At 36.2% G+C, this 25,179-nt stretch carries 18 protein-coding genes; 5 read left to right on the top strand and 13 right to left on the bottom strand.

Features of this window, described 5'->3' with window-relative positions; all coding sequences use genetic code 11:
* Nucleotides 1-29 precede the first annotated feature (29 nt).
* Both IGI97_RS05220 and treP read right to left on the bottom strand, forming a co-directional pair.
* A complete protein-coding gene (locus tag IGI97_RS05220; protein ID WP_002356866.1) occupies nt 30-1,034 on the bottom strand; it encodes a nucleoid-associated protein in 1,005 nt (334 codons plus the stop codon).
* A 127-nt stretch (nt 1,035-1,161) separates the two neighbouring features.
* Nucleotides 1,162-2,628 (bottom strand): PTS system trehalose-specific EIIBC component, encoded by a 1,467-nt coding sequence (gene treP / locus IGI97_RS05215; protein ID WP_002383776.1) that lies wholly within the window; start codon nt 2,626-2,628, stop codon nt 1,162-1,164.
* A 211-nt stretch (nt 2,629-2,839) separates the two neighbouring features.
* On the opposite strand from treP, the gene gloA2 reads away from it, so the two are divergent.
* Both gloA2 and IGI97_RS05205 read left to right on the top strand, forming a co-directional pair.
* Complete coding sequence (gloA2, locus tag IGI97_RS05210) at nt 2,840-3,220, top strand: SMU1112c/YaeR family gloxylase I-like metalloprotein (RefSeq protein WP_002356864.1); 381 nt, start codon at nt 2,840-2,842, stop codon at nt 3,218-3,220.
* Nucleotides 3,221-3,241: 21 nt separating this feature from the next.
* The gene (locus tag IGI97_RS05205) at nt 3,242-3,739 is read left to right on the top strand and encodes an SRPBCC family protein (RefSeq protein WP_438738115.1); all 498 of its coding nucleotides are present in this window, start codon (nt 3,242-3,244) and stop codon (nt 3,737-3,739) included.
* A 106-nt stretch (nt 3,740-3,845) separates the two neighbouring features.
* Here the strand turns inward: IGI97_RS05205 and tnpA are convergent, their stop codons facing one another.
* Nucleotides 3,846-4,301 carry an IS200/IS605 family transposase gene (gene tnpA, locus IGI97_RS05200; protein WP_010712524.1) on the bottom strand — a complete coding sequence of 152 codons (456 nt, stop codon included), beginning with the start codon at nt 4,299-4,301 and terminating at the stop codon, nt 3,846-3,848.
* Nucleotides 4,302-4,501: 200 nt separating this feature from the next.
* Nucleotides 4,502-5,614: an FUSC family protein gene (locus IGI97_RS05195; protein WP_438738113.1), complete on the bottom strand. Its 1,113-nt coding sequence runs from the start codon at nt 5,612-5,614 to the stop codon at nt 4,502-4,504.
* 172 nt (nt 5,615-5,786) lie between these two features.
* Between IGI97_RS05195 and IGI97_RS05190 the strand changes: the two genes are divergently transcribed.
* Nucleotides 5,787-7,928 (top strand): GH92 family glycosyl hydrolase, encoded by a 2,142-nt coding sequence (locus tag IGI97_RS05190; protein ID WP_438738111.1) that lies wholly within the window; start codon nt 5,787-5,789, stop codon nt 7,926-7,928.
* Between the two features lie 40 nt (nt 7,929-7,968).
* On the opposite strand, the gene IGI97_RS05185 is transcribed toward IGI97_RS05190, so the two are convergent.
* From IGI97_RS05185 to IGI97_RS05155, 7 genes are all read right to left on the bottom strand, one after another.
* Nucleotides 7,969-9,450, bottom strand: coding sequence for a response regulator transcription factor (locus IGI97_RS05185; RefSeq protein ID WP_002356858.1), 1,482 nt, complete (start codon nt 9,448-9,450; stop codon nt 7,969-7,971).
* A gap of 11 nt (nt 9,451-9,461) precedes the next feature.
* Nucleotides 9,462-11,192 carry a sensor histidine kinase gene (locus IGI97_RS05180; RefSeq protein ID WP_002356857.1) on the bottom strand — a complete coding sequence of 577 codons (1,731 nt, stop codon included), beginning with the start codon at nt 11,190-11,192 and terminating at the stop codon, nt 9,462-9,464.
* Complete coding sequence (locus tag IGI97_RS05175; protein ID WP_002362905.1) at nt 11,146-11,781, bottom strand: YesL family protein; 636 nt, start codon at nt 11,779-11,781, stop codon at nt 11,146-11,148. The genes IGI97_RS05180 and IGI97_RS05175 overlap by 47 nt, the downstream gene beginning before the upstream one ends.
* Nucleotides 11,782-11,851: 70 nt before the next feature.
* The gene (locus IGI97_RS05170; RefSeq protein WP_002384284.1) at nt 11,852-13,318 is read right to left on the bottom strand and encodes an ABC transporter substrate-binding protein; all 1,467 of its coding nucleotides are present in this window, start codon (nt 13,316-13,318) and stop codon (nt 11,852-11,854) included.
* 23 nt (nt 13,319-13,341) lie between these two features.
* The gene (locus IGI97_RS05165; protein ID WP_002359877.1) at nt 13,342-14,265 is read right to left on the bottom strand and encodes a carbohydrate ABC transporter permease; all 924 of its coding nucleotides are present in this window, start codon (nt 14,263-14,265) and stop codon (nt 13,342-13,344) included.
* Between the two features lie 11 nt (nt 14,266-14,276).
* The gene (locus tag IGI97_RS05160; RefSeq protein WP_002356852.1) at nt 14,277-15,233 is read right to left on the bottom strand and encodes an ABC transporter permease; all 957 of its coding nucleotides are present in this window, start codon (nt 15,231-15,233) and stop codon (nt 14,277-14,279) included.
* A gap of 506 nt (nt 15,234-15,739) precedes the next feature.
* Complete coding sequence (locus IGI97_RS05155; protein WP_002383586.1) at nt 15,740-16,555, bottom strand: MerR family transcriptional regulator; 816 nt, start codon at nt 16,553-16,555, stop codon at nt 15,740-15,742.
* A gap of 66 nt (nt 16,556-16,621) precedes the next feature.
* On the opposite strand from IGI97_RS05155, the gene IGI97_RS05150 reads away from it, so the two are divergent.
* Together IGI97_RS05150 and IGI97_RS05145 are read left to right on the top strand one after the other, a co-directional pair.
* On the top strand, nt 16,622-18,349 hold the full coding sequence (locus IGI97_RS05150) for an ABC transporter ATP-binding protein (protein WP_002366974.1): 1,728 nt from the start codon (nt 16,622-16,624) through the stop codon (nt 18,347-18,349).
* Between the two features lie 52 nt (nt 18,350-18,401).
* A complete protein-coding gene (locus tag IGI97_RS05145; protein WP_002374418.1) occupies nt 18,402-20,180 on the top strand; it encodes an ABC transporter ATP-binding protein in 1,779 nt (592 codons plus the stop codon).
* A 53-nt stretch (nt 20,181-20,233) separates the two neighbouring features.
* On the opposite strand, the gene trpS is transcribed toward IGI97_RS05145, so the two are convergent.
* Nucleotides 20,234-21,238, bottom strand: a complete 1,005-nt coding sequence (gene trpS, locus IGI97_RS05140; RefSeq protein WP_002362895.1) for a tryptophan--tRNA ligase — start codon at nt 21,236-21,238, stop codon at nt 20,234-20,236.
* A 161-nt stretch (nt 21,239-21,399) separates the two neighbouring features.
* On the bottom strand, nt 21,400-25,179 hold the full coding sequence (locus tag IGI97_RS05135; RefSeq protein WP_438738108.1) for an Ig-like domain-containing protein: 3,780 nt from the start codon (nt 25,177-25,179) through the stop codon (nt 21,400-21,402).

Here is a 25,179-nt window from a genome sequence, read left to right as displayed (position 1 = left end):
CCGTTGGCAAGCGACCAACGGTTTTTTCTTTATAATTGATTACTAATTTTTTCGATATTTTTTAGCATAATGGACACTGTGCCATCTGGATTATTAACAAATTCAATTAAATCGCCATTGCGGTAAACATCTAACGGAACAATTAATTCAATACCGTTATCCATTTTTAACTTCTGTTTGCCAAATTTCTTTTCAGAAATTTCGCGAGATTCTCTGACTGGCGGTGTTTTGTCGACAAACTTCGACTCATTCACTTCTTCTTGGTAAGCTAATTTAGCTGATACATTTTCTTTAAATACTTGCTCAGCAATCTGCTCATTGTCAATCGTTCCCGTTTCCTCAATGCTATCATATACCGCTTCTTTTACCGAAGCCATTAGTTCAAACTCATCTTCGTTAAATTTCTTTCCAATGCGTTTGACTGCCTTTTTAATTTCTTTGATATTTTCTTCCATGGAAGGTGCCGCTTGCGTCTCAATCACTTTTTCAGAGAAATACCAGATTTTTTCTCCTGAAAATTCATATCTTTTCTCTAGTAATTCAAACGCTAATGTATCTAAGTCAACTGTAATTCCTTCATCTGGTTTTTGTGATTTTGAAGACAAAATTGCTCGATTGATAATCAGTTTGTTATAAACGGATTCTTCTTCATAGTCGACGTAATGCGTGTAACTTTCTTTATAGTTTAATTTAATCATTGCGACATGTAACACCGTATCTAATTCATATAAAATGAACAAAATATCAGCACTAGGCGCATCTTCGCTTCCTGAATAAACATCATACCAATGTTGGGTAACTTCTTGGCTTTTCTTCACAAAATCACTAGGAATCCCACGTAACGTGTCAACAAAGGAACTATTTTCCGCCAATGTTCCAGTCTTTGTTTGTGCAGTCGAAAGTTTTGAAATTTTTGCAGTTAAATACGTTCGAATATACTCAGTGGTTAAATCTAGTTCCTTTTCAGAGAAAACCGGCGTCCCAGTTTCTCGATCAATAATGTGTAAAATTGCTTTTTTTAAATAAATATCCATTTTTACGCTCTCCTTTTCTCAACCTTTTTAGTCTAACTGAAAGAGAGGAAAAAGCCAATAGTTTCTATAAAAAGAAGAAGAATTCGTAGACATTTGTCTACGAATTCTTCTTTACTTCAAAAAGCGATTACCCTTCTTCGCTGTATAACATCCCTGTTGCTTCATCAACTGGATCGACTTTATTAAAGATGCCTTTCTTTCTGAAAATATAAGTTAAGCCCATTGGTACAATAATGGCAATCACCATTGCGCCTAAAAACGGCAAGTAATACTGTGGCACAATAGATAAAATTCCTGGCAAGCCACCGACGCCGATACTTGTCGCACGAACGCCCATTAAAGTGGCAAACATTCCGGCCATTGCTGAACCAATCATGCCCGCAACAAATGGATAAACATATTTTAAGTTGATCCCAAACATCGCTGGTTCAGTCACACCTAGGTAACAAGAAATCATTGCTGGAATCGAAACTTGTTCTTCTTTTTTGTTTCCACGATGCATAAAGATAACTGCTAAAACCGCTGAACCTTGTGCAATATTTGATAGAGCAATCATTGGCCATAAGTTGGTTGACTGAAAGTCAGCAATCAACTGTAAATCAATCGCATTACTCATATGATGCAACCCAGTGATGACTAATGGTGCGTACATAAAGCCAAAGACGGCGCCAAATAACCAATTAAATGTTGACGTTAATCCTGCATTTACGATATCAGAAACCCAACTACCAATCGTCCAACCGATTGGTCCTAAAATGACATGTGCAGCCAATACTGTTGGTACTAAAGCAAACAATGGGACAAAAATCATTGAAATTGCTTGAGGAATCACTTTTCTAAAGAAAATTTCAAGATAGGCAAGCAAGAAGCCGGCTAACATAGCTGGGATAACTTGCGCTTGATAACCAATCATGTTAACTTGAGCAAACCCAAAATCCCAGAAAGGAATTTCTGCTGCTTTAGTCGTCGCAACTGAATAAGCATTCAGAAGTTGTGGTGAGACTAATGTAATCCCTAGGACAATCCCCAAAATTTGTGTGGTTCCCATTTTCTTCGTAATACTCCACGTAATCCCAACTGGCAAGAAGTGGAAAATTGCTTCGCCGATTAACCATAAGAATGAATTGACTCCATTCCAAAATTGAGAAACTTCCACGATTGTTTGACCATCAAGAAAGCCAAATGGAACCCCTTCCAAAATATTGCGGAATCCTAAAATCAATCCCCCGATAACAAGTGCAGGAATTAATGGTGTAAAAATCTCAGCTAAAACAGAAACAACTCGTTGAACAGGACTCAAATTACTTTTGGCAGCTGCTTTCCCTTCTTCTTTTGAAACCCCTTCTAAACCGGAAATTGCAGAAAAATCATTATAAAATTGTGGGACTTCATTCCCAATAATTACTTGAAACTGTCCAGCATTTGTAAAGGTTCCTTTTACAGAAGGAATATCTTCAATCACAGGTACATCCGCTTTTTTTGGATCTTTTAATACAAAACGCATTCGAGTTGCACAATGAGAAACAGCTGAAATATTTTCTTTGCCTCCTACTGCTTTCAACAACTGTTGTGCATCGCTTTGAAACTTACCCATTTTACATTCTCCTCTCAAACTTGTATATACAATTAAGTTGTATATACATCATACTTGATTATTCTTTTTTTGGCAAGCGCTTTCTTTCAAAAAAATAATTTTATTTTTTTGAAAATCCCTTGTCTTTTCTTAAAGAGTCAAACAGAACGCTTTTTTAGCTGCTTCTTTATTGCTATACTACAGAGGGAAAAAACGAAAAGGAGTATGAAAAATGTTTTTTAAAGAAATTCATCATGTGGCAATCAATGCCTCAAATTATCAAGCAACTAAAAATTTTTATGTCGAAAAGCTGGGCTTTGAAGTTCTTCGCGAAAATCATCGTCCCGAAAAAAACGATATTAAATTAGATTTAAAATTAGGCAGCCAAGAATTAGAAATTTTCATTTCTGATCAATTTCCCGCTCGCCCCTCTTATCCTGAAGCTTTAGGATTACGTCATTTAGCTTTTAAAGTTGAACATATTGAAGAAGTGATTGCTTTTTTAAATGAGCAAGGAATTGAAACAGAACCGCTACGAGTAGATGATTTTACGGGTGAAAAAATGACCTTCTTTTTTGATCCAGATGGACTACCTTTAGAACTTCACGAATAATAAATAAAGGAGAGAAACAACATGAAAGATACCTTTCGCTTAGAAAACCAGACGATTTATTTTGGTACAGAACGGGCAATTTCAGCCAGCCCTCAAACGATTTGGCGCTACCTGACTGAGACAGACAAGCTAAAAAAATGGTTTCCAGAATTAGAAATTGGTGAATTAGGTGTTAACGGGTTTTGGCGGTTTATTCTGCCCGATTTTGAAGAAACAATGCCTTTCACTGATTATGCAGAGGAAAAATATCTGGGCGTGACTTGGGATACTGGTATCATCTATTTTGACTTAAAAGAACAAGCACCTCATCAGACCCTGTTAGTCTTCTCAGAATCTCTCCCAGAAAATTTTACAACACCTCGCCATAAAGATATCGCTGGTTGGTCAATTGTTCTCAACCGCTTGAAGCAAGTAGTTGAAACCCCTGATGCAGCACCAGAAAAAATAGATTTTCCGCAAATAGAAAATCATTACTTGGAAAAATTAACGAATTTAGAAAGTAAATATCCACCCGCATAGCGGGTGGCTTTTTAATAGCCCTAGAAGGGCTCGCTACCTGCTGCTCCCTTTAAGGGAGCTTTTTTTAGAGACCGCCAACCGCTACCATTCTATTCTTATCTAGTTGTTACTTCCTAAATGGATCTTTATACTCTCTTTTGTTTATACTATCCCTTACTCGATCTTCTGCTTCTTGTTCTCGTATATACTTAGCTATCGTTTTTTGGTTCAATCCTACAGTGCTCACATAATAGCCTTTTGACCAAAAGGATCGATTTCCATAATTGTATTTTAAATTCGCATGACGTTCATGAATGATTACTGCACTTCTTCCTTTTAAGAAACCCATAAAACCTGATACACTCAACTTCGGCGGAATTCTTACCAACATATGGATATGGTCGGGCATTGCATGCGCTTCAATGATTTCGACTTCTTTCATTTCACACAATTTCCTTAGTATTTTCCCTATATCTCGCCTCAATTTACCATAGATTACTTTTCTTCTATATTTTGGTGTAAACACAAGATGATACTTACAATTCCAACGAGTATGTGCTAAACTTTTATCGTCGTTCGACATTCAAAAACTCCTTTCGATTTGATAACGGTTGGTAGCCTTTATCTATTATATCGAAAGGAGTTTTTATCGCTAAAGCTCTGGCCTCCACGCGCAGTACGCGTGGTTTTTTTGTCGAAATCTCTTTAGAGATTTCAACTGACTAAAGTCATTAAATTAAAAAGTGTGGCACAACGGGTAAATAACCCTTTGTGCCACACTTTTTAAAAACATAAAATACGCTGATAAACAAATAAACCTAAATCAATTAAACAAACAACAAAAATTGCCAATAATACAAAAGAGACCCGCAACTCTGCGGCGTACATCCCTCGTAAACTAATTGTTGCCAAACATAACCCAAAAATCGTTGCCATTGTCACTTGTAACACGGTTCCTGGTTTTAGGGCATAAACAAAAATGCCAATCAAACTAGAAACAACGAGGTGTGTCAGTGGCAATTGAAGCCAATTGACAACAAACAGACTAAGGAAACATCCTAAAAGAGTCCCCCAAAAACGTGTCTTAATACGCGTGTTCATTTCTGCTTTCACTGGATGCAAGAGTAGAAAAACATTCATCGGAATCCAAATTATTTTAATGCCTCCTACACTCCACATTAAAATAAAACTCAGCGTAATGGTGAAACTCATACGAATAGCTAAACGAAATCGTTGCACCCTTTCGTCAGGACTTTCTAAAAATTGTTTGAAACTTGTGATCCCAAAAAAAGTCTGTTGTAAGTCGTGCCAGAAATTAATAACCGTCAATTTTTGTTGCTTCATATTTAATTGAATGCTTTTAAAAAAGCGAACATGGCCTCTACTCTTTAAGCTGGTAAGCTGACTTAATCCCGTTTGCCACCAAGCGTTTAGTGTTAAAGCCAATAAAAAAAGACCAATTAAAAAGGCCACAACTTGAGATTGCATCAAAAATGTATTTCCTTTAACCTGGATTAACTGACAAAACGTAAACATCATCAAATAACTATGGTACCGCATCGGTGTCGCAGATGAATAAAATAAATAAACAATTAAAAATGTCACACTACTATTTAAAATAATAGACCAGCTAAAGGAACTACTAGCTATAAATGCTAAAAAACTGATCACAAATTGCCTGATACTCATTTTGAGCAGCGCTACAAACGAATAATCTTTTTTATAGTTAATTTTAAACATAATAGTAAATACAGGCACCATAATTAAATAGCTTGGGGAAAATAAAAAATCCAATGTATAAAAACTAACCAAAAAAAAGGCGATGACTGGGAAAATGGCCCAAACATACGCAAAAAATTGCTGACTTTTTGTACTAAAAAAATAAATAACAATCACTCCAATATCGATTCCTTATCCATTGTAACATGCTTGTCAATTCCCTCTTCAAATTGAATATACCAATTCGTTAAAAATAAATAAAAAAGCGAATAAATACGCTTTCATTTCTTGTTTTTTGTGCTATAATCAGCCTATATGATATATCATTTAAAACAAAGGAGCTACTTTCATGAATATTCAAGCGATTGATACGCGACACGGAACTGCCAACCAACATAGTTTTTCAAATGGAAATTGTCTACCCTATACTGGCGTGCCATTTGGGATGAATTTTTACGCCCCGCAAACAACTGACCAAAAAGGCAGCTGGTGGTTTCATCCAGAAGATCGAACATTTCAAGGCTATCGAGTAACGCATCAACCAAGTCCTTGGATGGGTGATTTTAGCCATTTATTAATGACCCCTGTCAGTGGTTCATTGTCGGAACTTTCTTTATTCCATGCCCAAAGTTCTTATCGTCCAGAAGAAAGCCTTTTTTCTCCTGTCGAAATTAACTTAACTCAATTACGCTATCAAATAACTTCTCAATTAATCCCAAGCATGTATGGTGGTATCTTAACCATTGATTATCAACAAAAAGATAATCACTTACTACTAACTCTGCCTGGACGTTATCAAGTAAAACAATTAGATGACCATCAAGTGGCTGTAAAAGTCATCAACTATTCTGGTTGTGAAGATCCAGATTTTAGTTTTTATTTTGTGCTTCATTTTGAACAGCCTTTAACCAAATGGTTTGCCCCTTCTTCAGGTGAAGATGGCAAAATCCTTCTTTCTTTTGGAAATATTGCTCAACAAGTTGTTCATTTTAGTAGTTCATTTATTTCTGAAAAACAAGCGCAGTTAAATTTAGCGCGAGAAATCTCTTTGCGTTCTACTGAGATGCTGCAACAAGGAATCGCAGATTGGCATAATTATTTCGATCGCCTTAAAGTAACGCATGAAAACCCTGAACATACTAAAACGTTTTATCATACACTGTATCGAACATTCCTATTTCCGCAAACCTTTTATGAATTGGACGAAAATCAGCAGCCGATTCATTATGATACGTTCTCGCAAACGGTTCGTCCTGGTGTACTATATACCAATAATGGCTTTTGGGATACTTATAAAACGGTCTACCCATTGTTCTCACTAATTGCTCAAGAAAAATACGAAGAGATGCTAGAAGGCTTTTTAAATAGTTACAACGAAACAGGTTTCTTGCCAAAATGGTTATCTCCAGATGAGCGTGGTTTAATGCCCGGCACCTTGATTGACGCTGTCATTGCTGATGCCGCCGTGAAAAAGATTCGTCCTGACTTGATGCCTCAGTTCCTAGAAGCGATGAAAAAAGGCGCTACACAACAAAGCGAACGAGAAAATTATGGACGTCAAGGAACTCTGGATTATCTAAAATATGGCTATGTTCCTTCAACCTATCATGAATCTGTAAATCATACCTTAGATTATGCGTACAGCGATTTCTGCATTTCACAAGTTGCAAAAACACTGAATGATTCAGAGACCGCAACGTTTTATCGTCAACAAGCCTTGAATTATCAACAACTTTTTAATCCTGAAACTGGCTTTATGCAAGCCAAGGATACTGAAGGCAATTTCCGTCCTGACTTTTTAGATATTCGTTGGGGCAAAGATTACGCCGAAGGAAGTGCTTGGCAATCAAGTTTTGCGGTTTATCAAGATTTTGCAGGTTTGATTAAGCTATATGGTAGCGAGTTAGCTTTCGAAAAAAAATTAATTCAGCTATGCAATCAAGCGCCTAACTTTAACGTTGAAGGCTATGGTTTTGAAATTCATGAAATGAGTGAAATGGCGGCAATTGATTTTGGTCAATTAGCCATCTCAAATCAACCAAGTTTCCATTATCCGTTTCTATTCAGCTACATCGGCAAACCAGAGATGGCTCAACCACTTTTAAAACAACTAATGCAAACATTTGATGCTTCACCAACTGGTTATCCAGGTGATGAAGACAATGGCAGCATGTCTGCTTGGTATATTTTTAATAGCTTAGGCTTTTATCCCGTCACACCAGGAGCTGGTGAATATGTAATCGGGATGCCTTTAGTCCAGACGGCGGAAGTAAAACTGTCAAATGGTAAACAATTAACCATTCAGACATCACCAAACAAAGTCCAACAACAATTTATTCATGAAATTCAGTTAAACCAAGAAAAACATACTGCGCCTTACTTTACTCATCAAGAACTATTAAACGGCGGGACTTTAGATTATCAATTAGGGATCGTCCCGAATCCACAAAACACAGCAGAACGACCGTTTTCATTAAGTACGGAAAAATAATAAAAAGAAAGATGTTCATAAAAATTGAACATCTTTCTTTTTATTCTTCGACACCTGCGTAATTTGATTGGTATTGCTCTCGAAATTCTTTTGGGGTAATTCCATTTAATTTTTTAAACATTTTTGAAAAATAGTTGGTATTGTTAAATCCTACTTTTTCTGAAATTTCGTTGATTGTATCATCCGTGTACAATAATAATTTTTGGGCATGCTTGGTACGCACTTGATTCAAATATTGAGAAAAACTCCGCTTGGTTTCTTTTTTGAAAATTTGGCCTAAATAACTAGGGTTCAAATGAAGCTCATCCGCCACCGTTTTTAAGTTTAATTCTTCTAAATAGCCTTGTTCAATTCTTTCTACAGCTTGGCTAACACTTTCTGAATATTTTTTTATTTTAGGTTTATTTTTCACTTCTGCCAAGACTTGCTGCATTAACGCATACAGTGTATTAAGATTGTTGCTGGCTCGAATTTCTTCCACAATTTTTTCATAGTTTTCTTCTAACACAGTTGGATACTGACGGGAAATATCTGAAAAAAGTAAAAAGACTACATAGCGTACATATTCTGGCGTAGCGTGTTGTTGACTTAACTGATTGAAAATAGCATCTAATTCCCGTTGAATGGTCTGCATATCCCCAATCATCAAGGCTTGGTTAAACGCTAGAAAAGTAAAATCTTCTGCCGAACGATTCATTTGTTCTTTTTGATTATTTGGCAGAAATTCTTGATAAAACGTTTCAATTGCTTGCAACTGTTTTACTTTCTCATAACTTTCATAAACCGTTTCCCATTCATTGACAGATTCCCCTACAAAAATCTGTCCTTGACCAGCTAGAATCGCTTCAATTTCACGAATAAATAAGAACGCTTCTTGTCTGGCCCCTTTATAGATAAGTAACAATTGGTGGTACGTACTCATCCAACTTTCAATGAATAACAGTTGGCCTTTTTTCATAAATAGTTCCTTGATTGTTTCTAAAAATGGCATCTCAGCTTCAACCAATAAAACGGTAAAATCACCTGGTTTTATAGTCGTAAATTGCTGCATTAACTCTTCGTATTCCCCTTCGCTGATTTCATCATTAAGCCAACGCATCAAGCCATTTTCTAGATATAGACGCACGCGGGCATGGGATTTTTTTTGTTGGTCCAATTCTGTTTTAATTCTCTGGATATTGGCTAATAGTTCTTGCTTATTGACTGGTTTCAAAAGATAATCTTGGACCTGCAAAGCCATGCCTTTTTTGACGTAATCAAACTCTTGATAACCTGATAAAATTAAACTAATAAATTGATGTCCTTTTTTCTTTGCTTGCTCAATTAATTCGATCCCACTCATTTCCGGCATCGTAATATCTGTTAATAAAACATCAATGGATTCTGTTTCTAAAAAAGCCAATGCTTCTTGCGCACTACGCGCTGTTTTAACAATTTCAAAGCCTAACTCTTGCCAAGGAATAATCCATTTTAAGCCTTCTAAAATCATATATTCATCATCAACAAACATCACTCGATACATCTTTTCACCCCTTATGCTACAAACGAAAGACGAATTGTTGTCCCTTCTCCTTCTTTCCCTTCAATGGTTAAACCATAACTCTCCCCAAAAAAGCGTTGTAAACGTTCATGAACATTTCTTAATCCAATGGATTGTTCCGTTTCTATTTCTGTTTGATTTAAACGTTCGCGAATTTCCTCTAACCGATTGGCGGTAATTCCTTTTCCATTATCCACAACAGCCACAATAATTTTTTCGCCTTCTCGGTAGGCGTGGACCTTGATAGCATTGTCTTGTCGTTGATAGTCAATTCCATGCACAAAATAATTTTCGACAAGCGGCTGAATGATGAACTTAGGAATTTCAACATCAGCAATTGTTTCTTCTATTTCGAACTTATAGGCAAATTGGTCGGGATAACGCATTTGATACAAATACACATATTTTTCGCAAAATGAGATTTCCTCTGCCAAGGTCGTGGTTTTTTCTTGGTTAATATTATTCCTAAGTAACGTTGAAAAAGCATAGACAACATCAGCTAGTTCTTCTTGTTGCCGACTCAAGGCATACATACGAATATATTCCAACGTATTATAAAGAAAATGAGGATTAATTTGCGACTGTAACGCTCTCATGTGAGCATCGCGTTGCTTAATTTCTAAAGTATAAATATCGTGAATGTATTGATCTAAACTGTCTACCATAAAATTAATCGCGGAAGCAATATCATTCAACTCTTCCTGAACTTGATTCGTGTCAATTCGTTCTTTTAAATTGCCATCGCCAATGGCTCGTGTCGCTTCTAAAATTAATTGGACTTGTTGAGAATAGCGTTTAAATAGGCGGTTTAAGCCCACTAATAAAATAACAATCAAAAGTAACCCAATCCCTAAAATGGCCGCATAATTCATAAACAATTGCTGAAATAAGACTCGGCGGCTTGTTAATAAGAGAATGGTACTCCGACCACTGCTTTCTATTTCCGTAATATCGTAGCGATTATGAAAAACCTGTTGAATGTCACTATCGGTGTGCATTCTTTTATCTAGTTGCCGCTCTTCTTCTTTGGTAAATTGTGCTTTTTCAGAAAAAATTTGATTCCCAGCACTATCATAGATAAACGCATTAATACCTGATTTTTTCAATAAGTCTGCTTGGTTGCCTAGCAATTCTTGACTTGAAAACACAGTGTACAATTCTCCCAGTGGTTGTCCTGTATAAGGATCGGAGATAATTCGCATTAGTTGAAAGCCATGTTTTTTAATTGATGACATATCCATTTTTTTCCCATTTGTAGCTGTGCGATTGGCGAACAAAACCTGATCAAATTCATCTAAGCGAATAATCACTTCTTCTAAGTCAGGAAAGGTGCTAAATAATGTACTTAAATTATTTCCAAAGTGGGTACTGACCCGATCTTCCGACCATTGACTGTAAGTATAGTCAAAATACTCAGGAGGAGAAAGTTCCATATATTTTCGCATGTTTTCAATTTTACTTGCAGAGCCAGCTAATTCATTAATCATATTTGTCGCCGCATTATTTTTATTCGTTACATAGCTGTCAATTTGGGAAACGGCGTTATTTTTTTGTGAATCAATTGATAAGTTAATTGTATAAGTAACATAAACGCACAAAGCAGCCACCGTTAACAAAATAATACTTGTTAACAGTAGACTGTATTTTTGTACTAATCGATTTAATAAATATTTTTTTTTAAACAGTTTTTTGAAGATTCGCTTCATTTTGTTCCAACTTTCCATCAATAAACTGGCGATTTTTACGCGTGACATAGGCACACCACATCATAATTAAGGCAAACGAAGCAAATAGTAGCAGTCCTTTCATTTTCCAAGTTAAAGCAACGATACTAATTACACCGAATAAGACTTTAAAAAATACACCGAGGTTTAAAAAGATACTGATAAATGAAAGCTTCATTAAATCAATAGTTGAGATAAAATAGCTTCCTTCATATAGTAGCATATAAATGTAAAAAATAACGAGTATTAGGGAAACAAAAAATAAAATAAATGTAATAATTAACCACATTATTCCGGTAAATTGAACGGCTAAATAAATATTATAAAAAACAAATCCTAAAGTGAAGAGAAAAAGTAAAAAATAACAGTTACTTCTTTTAAAATGTGCTTTCCATGATTCAAATGCTCGTTTAACGGTGATTGCTTGATAATTCATGCCCTCTTCCAAAATGAAATCAGTCATCATTTGGAGTGCTGGACCAACACCAAAAATAATCCCTCCAGCTAAACTAAATAAAACAAACAGTAAATTTAGTTTGATTACTGTCCAGGAAAGGTAAAACAACCGTTGAATCCCTGTACTTTCCATCTTCCTCTTCCTTTCTATTATGTAAAAGGCTGAGCCAAAAGCGCTCAGCTAATGCCTCAGCCTCCTGTGATTATTTTTGAGATTGGATATATTCGTCTAATTGTGTTTGCATTTCTTTTTGAACTTTATCCCAGCCAGCTGTTTTTAGGTCATCCATTAATTTTGGAAGTGTTTCTTCTGGATCAACAGTTCCTGTATTTAAGCTTGCTGCGTAACGATTCATAACTGTAGCAACGTTAGTGATTTCAGTTTTCACTTTATCATTTACAAAAGTAAAACCAAGAATTGGTGAATCTTTTGCTTCTTCGATGCTCTTATCACGTTCTTTAACCATGTCTTCAGTGACAGATTCTTCTGGCCAAATGATTAAGTTGTTTCCTGTGTTCCAAGCACTCAAATGAGTTGTTGGTGTGTAATCTTTCAATAATTTCACACGATCATCGCCAACTTTTTCATATTGTTTGCCTTCTTCACCATAAACAAGTCCGTTTAGCAATTCTGGATTGCTGTTTAATAAGCCTAGCAATTCAACAGATTTTTCTTTGTTTTTAGACGTATTTGCAACAACATAGTTAGCCATTTGCGCTTGAGCTGTTGTTTTTAATGGTTCTGTTAGTGGACGAGAAACAAGTGGTTTGCCAGCAGCTTGTGTTAAGATTGTATCACCATAATCCATAGGTCCTTGTGTTTCTTGACGCATGAACCAAGTATTGGTATTTAAGTCATATGGTGTTGTACTTGTAGCAGCATCTGTTGGAATCAAGCCATCTTTATACCATTGATGTAAGACTTTTAAGTTATTAATCATGTCTTTGTCGGCATATTGGTTAATAATTTTTGGTGAGCCAGTATCAGTTGTTTTTACTGCAAATGGATATTGGTTACCAATAGGGAAGTCATAATTACCTGTTGCAAAGAATGTTTGGCCGATAGCAAAAGCAGCAATATTTGGTTCTTTTTTATGGAATTCTTTTAGAACTTCCGTTGCACTTTCATAACTACCATCGACTTTACTAATATCTAAATTGTATTTATCGACATATTCTTTATTAAAAGTTAAAACTTGTTGACCGTAAGAGTTACCTAAAATTGGGAACGCATACAGTTTTCCATTGATCGTATTTCCTTTAATATAGTTATCTGGCAATTGATCATAGGCTTCTTTGGCATATTTAGGTGCTAAATCAGTTAAATCAGCATAGGCGCCTTTTTGTGCATTCGTTGCATAATTTTGTGCTAATGAAATATCATAGCTTTCACCAGAAGCAACGATTGTTGACATTTTTTGGTCCCAATCGCCCCAACCAACAAATTCCATTTTTAATTTTGCCCCAATTTTTTTCTCGATAATTTTATTCGCATTATCGATTAATTGGTCATAATTATCTGGTTTGTCCCCAACACGATACATTAATAACGTTGGTGTACTATCATCACCTTTTGACGCTGCATCTTTTGAAGATTTACCGCACGCGCTTAGTCCTACAGCTAAAGCTGCTGCGCCAGCTACGGCTAATCCTTTTTGCCATTTTTTCATTCCTTATTTCCTCCTGTACAATTTTATTCTTTCACGCCACCGATTGTTAAACCACCCACGAAATATTTTTGGAAGAATGGGTAAGTTAACGCAATTGGTAACGTAGATAAGACAACAATCGCCATTCGAGCCGATTCACTTGGTAGAACGCCTAAGCCTTCTTGTGCTGCTGCACCCATATCCGTACTTCTTGATAAGAACTCTAAGTTGTTTTGAATTTTCATCAATAAATACTGTAATGGTACCAAGGTATCTTTTTGAATGTAAAGTAACGCATTGAACCAATCGTTCCAATAACCCAAAGCCGCAAATAAACTAATTGTGGCAATCCCTGGAACGGCTAGTGGTAACACAATGCTGACAAAAATGCGCATTTCACTTGCGCCATCAATACGTGCCGATTCAATAATACTGTCAGGCACGGTTTTCTTGAAAAACGTTCGCATCACTAAAATATTAAATGGTCCTAAAGCTAAAGGCAAAATTAACGCCCAAATTGTATCTTTCAATTGCAATAAGTTTGTCATTACTAAATAGTTCGCAACCATCCCTGGTGAAAATAACATTGTAATTAAAGCAAACAATGTAAAGAATTTTTTAAATGGAAAGTTGGAACGAGAAATGACATAGGCATATAATGACGTCATTGTTGCATTGACAATCGTCCCTGTCACCGTAATGAAGACCGTTACCCCTAAGGCATGAATAATGCGTTGACTCATTGCCCCTTGGAAAATGTAACGATAGGCCTCCAATGAAAATTCTTTTGGCCAAAACCGGTAGCCGTTTGCTGCTAATGATCCTTCACTTGTCAATGAAATCATAATAACAAAGAAAAACGGAACCACACAGGAAATAGCAAAAATCGCAATGACAATATTGAAAATCAAATTCGCTGTCGGGTTGAAGGATCGAACGTTAACGCTAGTGACTTTTTTCTTTTTCATAATCCTTCCTCCTAAAATAGTGCTGAATCTGGTTCAATTCGACGAACAACTAAATTCGCAATTAATAACAAACATGCCCCAACGACAGATTGATATAACGCTGCAGCTGCCGTCATGCCTACATCACCAGTAGCCGTTAAGCCATTGTAAATATAGGTATCTAACACACTTGTCACGTTGTAAAGCGCACCTGAGTTTCTTGGTACGATGTAGAACAAACCAAAGTCTGCTCTGAAGATACCGCCGATGTTTAAAATTAATAAAACAGACATCATTGGTAAAATTTGTGGAATCGTAACATTTTTTATCTGTTGCCATTTGTTGGCACCATCTACCATCGCTGCTTCATAGTATGTCGGATCAATCCCCATCACAGAAGCATAGTAGATAATACTGTTGTAGCCTAGACTCTTCCAAACATTTAGGAAGACAAAAATTACTGGCCACCAACGTGGATCTGCATACCAGTTAATCATTGTGCCGCCATTACCAGTAATCCATTGATTCAAAATCCCTTTATCTGGACTTAAAAAGGCATAAACAAAATAGTTAATAACCATCCAAGATAAGAAATATGGTAGCAATGACATCGTGTGATAAACTTTAACCAAGCGACGATTTCTTAATTCACTCATAATAATAGCAAAAGCAATCGCGAAGAATAAGTTAAAGGCTAAAAAGACGACATTGTACAAAATGGTATTTCTAGTAATTAACCAAGCATCTTTTGACGCAAATAAAAATTTAAAGTTTTCAAAACCAACCCAAGGACTTTCTCTTAGACTAGCTAAGAAACCATCTGGTGAAATATGAAAATCTTTAAATGCGACCACATTGGCTAAGACTGGTATATAGAAGAAAAATATAAACCAGATAAATCCTGGTAACGCCATAAGGATTAAGGCCTTATAACGCCATACATTTTGAAAAAACCCGTTTTTCTTCTTCATTCGTTTCGCTCCTTTCATAAATATAATAGCGTTTTCATAATATCTTTTTAAGGAACAAATTATAGGATTTGAGAAACAAATTATAGATTTTGTATCATTTTAAGCTAAAAATTTACCGAATTGACTTTTCTTTGTGAAAACGTTTATCTGATATTTTTTTACAATCTCTTAAGAACCTTAAAAATAATTGGCTAAGCCTCACTCATAAAGCGATTTTGCTAGTGTGTATTTGTTGTATAAAAGCTGAGAACTTGTTATTTTCACAAAGGATATTATCTAATTATTTTTGAGGAGGACTATTTTTGAATTTTATCCGTAAAAACACCAGAGCAATTCGTTTAATTGTGGTATATTTTTTTGCAGTTTTAATGCAAGCTGGTTCTTTATTATTATTAGCTATTTCACTACTATTTTTCTATTTGCCTTTATGCACACACAATATGTTGGATTTCTTGTTATAAATAAAAAAAGGAACTAGCTTAGCTACATTTGCTATTGCTAGTTCCTTCTTTGTTTCAATTACTTCACTTTTCCCCTAAAATTTCAATCCAACCATAATAATATTCAATATATTGGTTTTCCTCTTCTAGTTGTGTCAAGATATGCTCTCCGACAACGATGCCTGTTTCAAATCCTTGTTTTGCTAAACGCTTTTTTACTTCTTCGATATTATTCAAACGGGTATCTTGTGTATTGACTTTTAAAATAAAACCTTTGTATTGGCTACTTGATTCTTTGAGCCAAATCACTTTATCTAAACTTTTTTTATTCACATGATTTGCCAAACAAATCCCATACGTCAGTTCATTGGATTCACTTAAATCCCCGTAAATACCTAAAGTTGAAATGTGTTCCATGTAAACTTTCATCTCTTCTGGATCCTCAATATCAACAACAACAATTTTATCAAAAGGAATTGGTTCATCTGAAAAAACCAATGTTTCTAAATCAATTAACGCATGTAAATGTAATTTTCTTTTCTTGATTTCTTTGTATTTATGTTGAAGCCTTTTTATTTCTTGCCCCAGTTGTTCTTCTGTTGCTTCCATGGTGGCATAGAGATCGGTAGGTGTCTTTTTATATAAATTCAACATATCTTTGATAGGAATCCCCATTTTTCGATAAAAATCAATATCATATATTTTGAACAAATCTTCTAAATCAAAGGTTCGATATCCGTTTTCTTCATTGCGTGTTGTACTAATCAACCCTTGCTCGTCCCAATAACGAATCGTGGACTTAGGGATATTTAACAACTCAGAAACATCTTTTATTGTGTAATTTTTTTCCATACTGTTCCCTCCATCAAAAAGTTTAGCATTTCTACTGTTGACATTCAAGTTACTTGAACGTGTACAATGACTCTTTGTAACAGCTAAAACGGTATTGTTTAAGGAGGAAATTTCATGAAATTAATGAAAGAGTTTATTAAAGAAAATAAATGGATTGTTCTTGCGACAACTTTAACCATCTGTTTGCAAATCGCAGGAACCCTTGGCGTCCCTAAATTAGTTGGCAAGTTGATTGATGTGGGCATCGTTAGCGGTGACCAACAAGTAATTAAAACGATTGGCATACAAATGTTTCTTGTGGCATTCATTGGAACAATTGCCGCAATTATTTCTAGCTATTTGTCTGCTTTAGTAGCTGCTAAATTTGGTTTTCAAGTTAGAGGATTGTTCTTTAAAAAATTTCAACAATTCTCGATGAAAAATGTTGATAAGTTTGGTTCAAATTCTTTGCTAACTAGAATGACCAACGATGTAGATAATGTTCAAACAATGATTGTGCTATTTTGCCAATTAATCTTTCCAGCGCCTATTATTAGTTTATTTGCCTTAGTGATGACATTTTCTTATTCAGTTTCACTCGCTTGGGTAACATTGGCTTCCATCGTATTTTACTTAGTCGTTGTTTATTTTTTAATGAAAAAAGGTACCCCTTTATCTTTAAAAATTCAACCAAAAATGGATCGAATTACTACGACTTTACGAGAGTTCTTTACTGGAATTAATATGATTCGTGCGTTCAATAATCAAGACTTTGAAGAGCAGCGAACCAATCAAACATTTAAAAATTATGCTGAACGCATGAGTAAAGTGAATCAAATCTTTGCTTGGATTACTCCCGTTGCCTTTTTATTAATGGGCGTTGTGTACGCCTCTATTTTGTGGTTTGGCGGTAATTTAGTTGCAGTAGGCACCCTACAAATTGGCACCGTTACAGCTGTGATTGAATATACCCTTCTAACTTTGGCCTACTTAATGATCGCGGCTATGGTATTAGTTGTCATTCCACGGTCCGTTGCTTCCTTGAATCGCTTGCAAGAAGTTTTGTCAGAAGAAATTGAAATTAGCGATCCTCACACTGAAGCAACCATTGCTTATCATCCTGAGAAAGCCTTGATTTGCTTCGATCACGTCACGTTTCAATACACAGAAACAGCTGATCCTGTTTTAGAAAATGTTAGTTTTGTCATCCCTAAAGGAAAAACAACGGCGATTGTTGGGGCAACTGGCGCTGGTAAAAGTACTTTAGTTAAGTTACTTTTACGAATAAATGAGGTCACAGCCGGCACGATTAGCTATTCTGGCACAGATATCCGCTCATTATCTCAGCAAACGATTCGTAAAGTCATCAGTTATGTGCCACAAAAAGCCTTTCTTTTCAGTGGGACAATCTTATCAAACTTATTAATGGGAAATGCCAAAGCAACTACAGAAGAAATAAGAACGGCACTAGAAATTTCACAATCTTCTGAATTTATCGATTCCTTACCACAAGGGATTGAAAGTTTCGTAGCACAAGGCGGGTCCAACTATTCTGGTGGTCAAAAACAAAGAATGTGTATTGCACGAGCCTTAATCAAACCGGCAGACGTTTATATTTTCGATGATAGCTTTTCCGCATTAGATTACAAAACTGATGCCGCTCTACGTGCCGCTTTACATGCACAAATGTCGGACAAAACTTTACTCATTGTTGCTCAACGGTTAAGTACAATCATGAACGCTGACAATATTATCGTCCTAGATGAAGGAAGGATTGTTGGTCAAGGCACCCACGCTGATTTACTTACCACTAATAGCTATTACCAAGACTTTGCTAAATCGCAAGGTATCTTACCCAAGTAATTAAAGAAAGGATGTGACTGCTTGAAAGAAAGTTTTCTTTTCAAGCCATACAATGAAAAAAACAATGAATCTTCAAAGCTTTAAACGTTTCTGGAAAATGATTAAACCTGAGCATCCAATCTTTTATGGTCTAATGATCTGCAGTTTAATTGGAAACTTATTAATTGTTGCCATGACCTATATTATGGCAATCGGGATTGATAACCTCTTAGAAGCGATCAAGCGTGTCGGGCTCAAAGGTATGACACTTCCTTTAGTTGAAGAAGCGCTCTTAGGTCCCGTCTTACTTTTAATTCTCTTTTCAATCATTAGTAGTATCACTTCTTTTATTCAGGAACGAGCAATGGCTTCTTTAAGCGAACGGGTTACTTTAAGAATTAGAAAAGAAGTGACAAAAAAGTTTAAAACTTTACCAATGGCCTTCTTTGACAATCACCAAGTGGGCGATATCATTAGTCGTTCAACAACTGGCTTAAACCAATTGTCACAAGTTCTTTTAACAGGCATCAACCAATTTTTCACTTCCGTCGTGACTATCCTTTTTGCAGGAATCATGTTGTTCTATATTGATGCAAAATTAACCATTTTAGTGTTGCTCCTAATTGGCGGCAGTACTTTCATGACGACAAAAATCGCGAATAAAAACAAGGTGTTTGCTGATCAAAGTCAAGCTGAATTAGGTCAATTAAATAATAAGATGGAAGAATATTTAGCAGGAAATTTGGTCACAAAAACCTTTAATCAACAGCAAAATGCTGAAAAAACAATTGATGCTGTTAATCAACAACATTATCGTGCCTTTAAAAAAGCACAGTTTCTAAATTTTGCGATTTATCCAGCTATTCGTTTTATTAATCAGTTGGCTTTTATTATTAGTGCTATCTTAGGCGCAATGCTCGTTTTATCTGGTGGTATTACGATTGGTTTCTTGCAAGCGTATTTGCAATATATCAACCAAATTTCTGAGCCGATTTCTACCGCTTCTTATGTCATTAACTCAATTCAAGCAGCGATGGCTTCCATTGATCGGATTTTTGTTATCTTAGATGAAGCTGATGAACAGCCAGAAGCAACTCATTTAGAAACTATTTCTTCTCCTAAAGGAGCCATTGAATTTAAAAATGTTCAATTTGGCTACACACCAGAAAAAATTTTAATGAAGAATGTTGATTTTTCTGTTCAACCGAAAAAAACAGTGGCCATTGTAGGACCCACCGGCGCTGGTAAAACAACATTAGTCAACTTATTAATGCGTTTCTATGAAATAAATCAAGGTGCCATTACTTTTGATGGAATTGATATTACGAAACTTTCTCGACAAAATCTAAGAAATTTATTTGGCATGGTATTACAAAACACTTGGCTATTTGAAGGAACCGTAGCAGATAATATTGCCTATGGAAAAAAAGATGCTTCTCGTGAAGAAATAATTGAAGCAGCTAAAATTGCTCAATGTGATCATTTTATTCGGACCCTTCCTCAAGGATATGACACAATTATTTCTAGCGAAAATGGTGCATTATCACAAGGGCAACAACAGTTATTAACCATCGCCCGAATCATTTTAGCAAATCCGCCCGTTGTTATTCTCGATGAAGCAACTTCGAGTGTGGACACACGAACAGAAGCCCATATTCAAAAAGCGATGGAAACTGTCACAGAAAATCGAACAAGCTTCGTTATCGCTCATCGATTATCCACGATTGAAAATGCTGATTTAATTTTAGTGATGAAAAATGGCGATATTATTGAAAAAGGAACGCATCAGGAACTATTACAAGCTCCGACTCTTTACGCCAGCTTATATAATAGTCAATTTCAAACCACTTAAAAAGAACTGGAACAAGTCATTCTTCTTTTGACTTGTTCCAGTTCTTTTATTGCTTAGAAGTATTGAATTCCCATTGCTTTTTTGACTTCTGTTAAGGTTTGTGCTGCCACTTTTTCAGCAGCAAGACTTCCTTTATGCAACATTTCCATAATCGCTTCTGGATTTTTAGCCAGCTCTTCACGACGTCGACGAATCGGTGCGAGTTCTTCTTCTAGGACATCAATTAAGTAACGTTTAATTTTCACATCTCCTAAACCGCCATGGCGATAGTGTTCTTTTAATTCTTCAATATATTCTTTATTTTTCCCAAAAACATCCAAGTAAGTAAAGACCATATTTCCTTCAACTTGTCCTGGGTCCTCTATACGAATATGATTTGGATCGGTATACATACTCATTACTTTTTTCTGTACCACTTCAGCTGGATCTGAAAGATAAATACCATTACCTAACGACTTACTCATTTTTCCGTTGCCATCAATTCCTGGCAAGCGTCCCATGCCTTTTGGTGGTAACACAGCTTCCGGTCTAACTAAAACTTCACCGTACGTCTGATTAAAACTATGCACAATTTCTTGCGCTTGTTCCAACATTGGTTTTTGGTCTTCCCCAACTGGGACTAAGTTCGCTTGAAAGGCAGTAATATCAGCAGCTTGTGAAACGGGATAAATAAAGAATCCTGTCGGAACACCCTCCCCAAATTTTTTTTGCTCAATTTCTGCTTTGACCGTTGGATTCCGACGAACACGTGACGTGGTCACTAAATTTAGATAGTACATTGTTAATTCAGCTAACTGTGGAATTTGCGATTGGATAAAAATTGTTGTTTTCGTAGGGTCTAAACCAACTGCTAAATAGTCCAAAGCAACTTCTAAAACATTGGCTGAAACTTTTTCGGGATTTTTTGCATTATCTGTCAATGCTTGTAAATCTGCAATCATGACAAATAATTGATTTGTAGGGTCTGCTTGCATTTCTACTCGTTTTTTTAAGGAACCTACGTAATGTCCTAGGTGCAATTTACCAGTTGGACGATCACCTGTTAAGATAGTATTCATTGTCTACACACCTTTATCGTTTACTTTCATTTATTATTTTACCTTGTTTTAAAAAGAATGAATAGTAGGCAATAGAATATTTATTGATTCTAGATAATCGAAGAGACTAGAAAGATTGCAAGGTACAGCAATTCTTGTTCCAGTCTCTTCAAACAGTTCGTTTATTTTGTGACTTTAATTGAAAATTGTGCAGTCACTACCGGTAAAACTTTGCTTGTTACTTTGATTTGATAATTTCCTGCAGCAGTCGTTGCTTCTGTCCTAATCAGACCGTTTTCATCTACACTTACTGTATTGCCAGCATCTGGTGTAACCAACTCATACGTTACTTGCGAGCTCCAAGCATCCGTTTCTGTGTGCGGCGCTTGACCAATCACTTTAGATTGAATTTGATAATTTTCGCCTGATTTTATAGTAGCTGTTTCTGTAGCAAATTGAATTCTTTCAGGAATCGCATGAGTTTGCACGACTTGGAAGATTTTTCGTTCATCGGGATTCGCAATTCCTATTTTTTCTTCTACTGCAGCAGGGAACTGGTAAGTACCTGGCGGGCTACTTGGCGAATAATTACTAACATCGTCATCCCAAGAAATAACCTTCAATTTCGTTTCGCTACCATCATCTAATTTTGCAATTACTTCAGTTGGCAAATTCAGTTCGCCTCGCGAGGTGCCTGTTAGTCGATCCAGCGTAGGCAATTCCTTGAATCCAACAATATGTTTAGCGGTGACTTTTACATTGGCAATAATTGGCATTGAGACACCTGCTGCTCGTCCTACAACAGTGAATGTTCCTTCTTTTTGATAAGAAGATGCTGGAACTTCTGACCAATTGACAGTCACTTCTCGTTGTGAACCATCCGAATAAAAAATAGTTGTTTTTTCTGGTAGATTAGGGGCTTGACCCGCTTCTGTCGTGACCTCAATCGACTCATGTTTGACTTCGAAAACATTCGATAAAACAATTTTAGGAGCTAAACTATCCTCTGCTAGCTGTTGACCAGTTGGCAAGGTCAATTTGCCTGTTAAAAAGTCTTGATAGGCCTTTTGTGCGCCTTCTTTTGAAAAAGCATCAAACCCAGCATTATCAGAATCATAACCAGGCAAACGACTGTCTGTAATCGCTAATAAGAAACTTAACTTGGCTGGAATTTTCTCACCACTTTGAATTAGCTTCCGTAGATAGTTACTAATATCAATAGAGATTGTATTTTGATTATTCATAATTGAGCTATTTGTAAAAGATTGTCGAGCAATAAATTCTTCATTTGGTACATTTAAATTATTTGGACCATTGTTCCAAGTAATGGTGTTACTCATCCAATTAGTATCTGTTCCATAAACATCTACTTGGAACTGCGTATTTTTCAAACGTTCATCATTTGTATTTCCAGCACCATTCCACGCATCATAACGCATCACATTTAATTCTAAATTGGCACTTTTTAGTGATTGATAGTTCTTCAATTCTTGTGTATCAATTTCAACGTAAATCCGGCGATTATACCCCGCAGAACTAGCATTTTTTAATTTTAATGCGTAATTGCCTGTATAGTTTACTCCATATGGATATTTATAGGCGTCTCCTGAACTAATGGCAGCAGTACCGCCTGCTATAGCAGAGTATGCTCGGTTACCATCACTCTTTTGAACATAGGCATTTTGAGCTGTTTTTAGTTTAACGGTGTCTTTTCCTTCACCAAGTTCACCCTCAAAAGAGATCTTGGCTGTTACTTTGACAGCATCTATCGGTAAGCCGATAACTGTTGCTGCAACTTCAATTGTGCCTGCTGTATTAATTTTTTCTTGAGGGATTGCTTCCCATTGTAACTTAAATTCTTTTTTGCCTGTCGCAACCACTTCTTCATTAACGACTTCTTCGTACGTTAATTCAACTTGCTCTGGCAAATTAGGATACACACCTGTTGCCGAACTAATTTCTAACACTTGATTTTGATAACGAATACTTTTTTCAATTGTGGATGCTTGTTGCGCACCAATATCTAAAACTTTATTTTTCAAGCTATTTCCAAAGAAGTCTTCGGCCGCACTGTTCACTTCCGACAAGCCTTTACCAATCGCTGGAGAGGTTTCTTTTAACTGGAACATTTGTGCTCGCTGACGTAAGCGTTCTTTAGAAGTAAATTCAACCACATTATCTTTTGTTGGTTTCAATGTCGTAAATTCTTGCTCTGCCAACTCTTTCACTTTTTCAGGGTTATCTGTGATTTCTAATTGTGGTTTTTCAAAAATGTTTCCACTTGATACTAATTTTTCAACAGTTGCACCACTTTTTTCTGTAGCAATTTCTTTTGGCCAAATAACATTATTTTTGAAATATTTTTCTGGATTATCGACCATTTTACGTTCAATGGGTTGTGTCCCATTTGTTGGATAATTAGATAAGAATTTTAATTGTCCGGTACCTTCTTTGTATAAAATATTATTGTAAAAATTGGCTACTGTACCACTGTTGTCAGAACTATTTCCTTCACCAAATAATGACGTTGAAATACCGTCGCCAACATAAATCGTATTATTGTGGATAGTTGGCATTGCCGCTCCATCATTTTTCACCCAATAATGGAAAATGCTTTGTTCTTTATAATTGTAGCCACCAGCTCCGCCTGGATTGTCTTTACCTGTTCCTCGGTTACCACCGCCGTCATTAGCTGAGATATTGTACCGAATAACCGAATTTTTTTGATCAGACATAAGCAATAAAAAGCCGCCAGTATTATGATGTGAATAGTTATATTGATAAATAACATTGTTTGACTGCATGTCCACATCATAAGCTTCGGCATCGTTAAATCCATATTTGATTCCGTATACTTCGTTATATTGGAACAGTCCGTCATCTACAGACATTGCCCAAACGCCCGCGTAATTTTGTGTACCATAATCGGCATTGCACATTCGGACAGCAACATTTCCTTCGACGACACCGCCACTTTTGGCTTCTGACAAGACAATCCCGTCGCCAGCAATATCTTCTAAATAGTTATTACGAATCGTAATATTAGAAAACGTTTTGTAGAAAGTGTTGCCTCTTGAGGTATCTGAATCAGCTTTTGTTCGAATTCCTTCAAGTCCCACTCGTTGAATCACATTATTTTCAATCAAAATATCATTAAATCCAGTCGTTGTTCGATGATCATTGGCTGCCGTTACTACATTGCCATTCTCATCAAACCAACTTCCTAAAACAATAATTCCACCTACCGCTTTTAATCGTTTGGTTGCAGTATTCCCACTTAGATTCAAATAATATTCTGTTTGAACATCATGAACATAGTTATTCCTTATCGTGACACTATTGAACGTTCGATTTTGTTCATATCCTAGGACTAATATCCCCGCTCTTTGAGCATCTCCTGGTTTCTTATAGCCTTCGAGATTATCTAGCTCTGGTGTATTTGTCACTTCTAAGTTTGAAATATCCCAATATTCTTGGTTCACTAACTGTACGGCCCCTGAGATTGCACGTTTGAAAGTCCCTGTGCTGTAGGTGCCACCACCGTTAATAATCGGACGCCGTGTTGTTTCAAAAATGGTTTCTCCTTTGTCATTCGTATCATAAAAATCAATGACAATCTTTTGTGCCGCTGTCCCATTCCCTTTTGGATGCAACAATTGGTTATTCCAGGTACTTTGCGCATTCAGCAAAAGATGGTCGCCTGGCTGAAACTCCGTCTGATTCACTTTTTCAAAATCACGCCAAGCACTGGCTGGAGACTGCCCATCATTGGCATTATTTCCTCCTTCCCCATCCACATAGTAGGTCGTTCCATTTTGAGCGACACCTACTGAACGAAAAAGTAACGGCTGATCACTCACTGTTTCCCCATAAGCAGGAAGACTAAATAATTGAAGCTGGGAAAAAACAAGCAAAATAGAAAGGAAAATGGTTACACTTTTAAAATACGCTTTTTTTCTCAT

It is taken from the genome of Enterococcus sp. DIV2419 (genome assembly GCF_051711865.1).
GTDB lineage: Bacteria > Bacillota > Bacilli > Lactobacillales > Enterococcaceae > Enterococcus > Enterococcus faecalis.
Note: the sequence above shows the minus strand (reverse complement) of the source record. Positions and strands in the feature narration are given on the sequence as shown.

Bases quoted from the DNA above. Each gene is read 5' to 3' on its own strand.
- IGI97_RS05220 (WP_002356866.1), bottom strand. From the start codon at position 1,034: ATGGATATTTATTTAAAAAAAGCAATTTTACACATTATTGATCGAGAA.
- treP (WP_002383776.1), bottom strand. From the start codon at position 2,628: ATGGGTAAGTTTCAAAGCGATGCACAACAGTTGTTGAAAGCAGTAGGA.
- gloA2 (WP_002356864.1), top strand. From the start codon at position 2,840: ATGTTTTTTAAAGAAATTCATCATGTGGCAATCAATGCCTCAAATTAT.
- IGI97_RS05205 (WP_438738115.1), top strand. From the start codon at position 3,242: ATGAAAGATACCTTTCGCTTAGAAAACCAGACGATTTATTTTGGTACA.
- tnpA (WP_010712524.1), bottom strand. From the start codon at position 4,301: ATGTCGAACGACGATAAAAGTTTAGCACATACTCGTTGGAATTGTAAG.
- IGI97_RS05190 (WP_438738111.1), top strand. From the start codon at position 5,787: ATGAATATTCAAGCGATTGATACGCGACACGGAACTGCCAACCAACAT.
- IGI97_RS05185 (WP_002356858.1), bottom strand. From the start codon at position 9,450: ATGTATCGAGTGATGTTTGTTGATGATGAATATATGATTTTAGAAGGC.
- IGI97_RS05180 (WP_002356857.1), bottom strand. From the start codon at position 11,192: ATGGAAAGTTGGAACAAAATGAAGCGAATCTTCAAAAAACTGTTTAAA.
- IGI97_RS05175 (WP_002362905.1), bottom strand. From the start codon at position 11,781: ATGGAAAGTACAGGGATTCAACGGTTGTTTTACCTTTCCTGGACAGTA.
- IGI97_RS05170 (WP_002384284.1), bottom strand. From the start codon at position 13,318: ATGAAAAAATGGCAAAAAGGATTAGCCGTAGCTGGCGCAGCAGCTTTA.
- IGI97_RS05165 (WP_002359877.1), bottom strand. From the start codon at position 14,265: ATGAAAAAGAAAAAAGTCACTAGCGTTAACGTTCGATCCTTCAACCCG.
- IGI97_RS05160 (WP_002356852.1), bottom strand. From the start codon at position 15,233: ATGAAAGGAGCGAAACGAATGAAGAAGAAAAACGGGTTTTTTCAAAAT.
- IGI97_RS05150 (WP_002366974.1), top strand. From the start codon at position 16,622: ATGAAATTAATGAAAGAGTTTATTAAAGAAAATAAATGGATTGTTCTT.
- IGI97_RS05145 (WP_002374418.1), top strand. From the start codon at position 18,402: ATGAAAAAAACAATGAATCTTCAAAGCTTTAAACGTTTCTGGAAAATG.
- trpS (WP_002362895.1), bottom strand. From the start codon at position 21,238: ATGAATACTATCTTAACAGGTGATCGTCCAACTGGTAAATTGCACCTA.
- IGI97_RS05135 (WP_438738108.1), bottom strand. From the start codon at position 25,179: ATGAGAAAAAAAGCGTATTTTAAAAGTGTAACCATTTTCCTTTCTATT.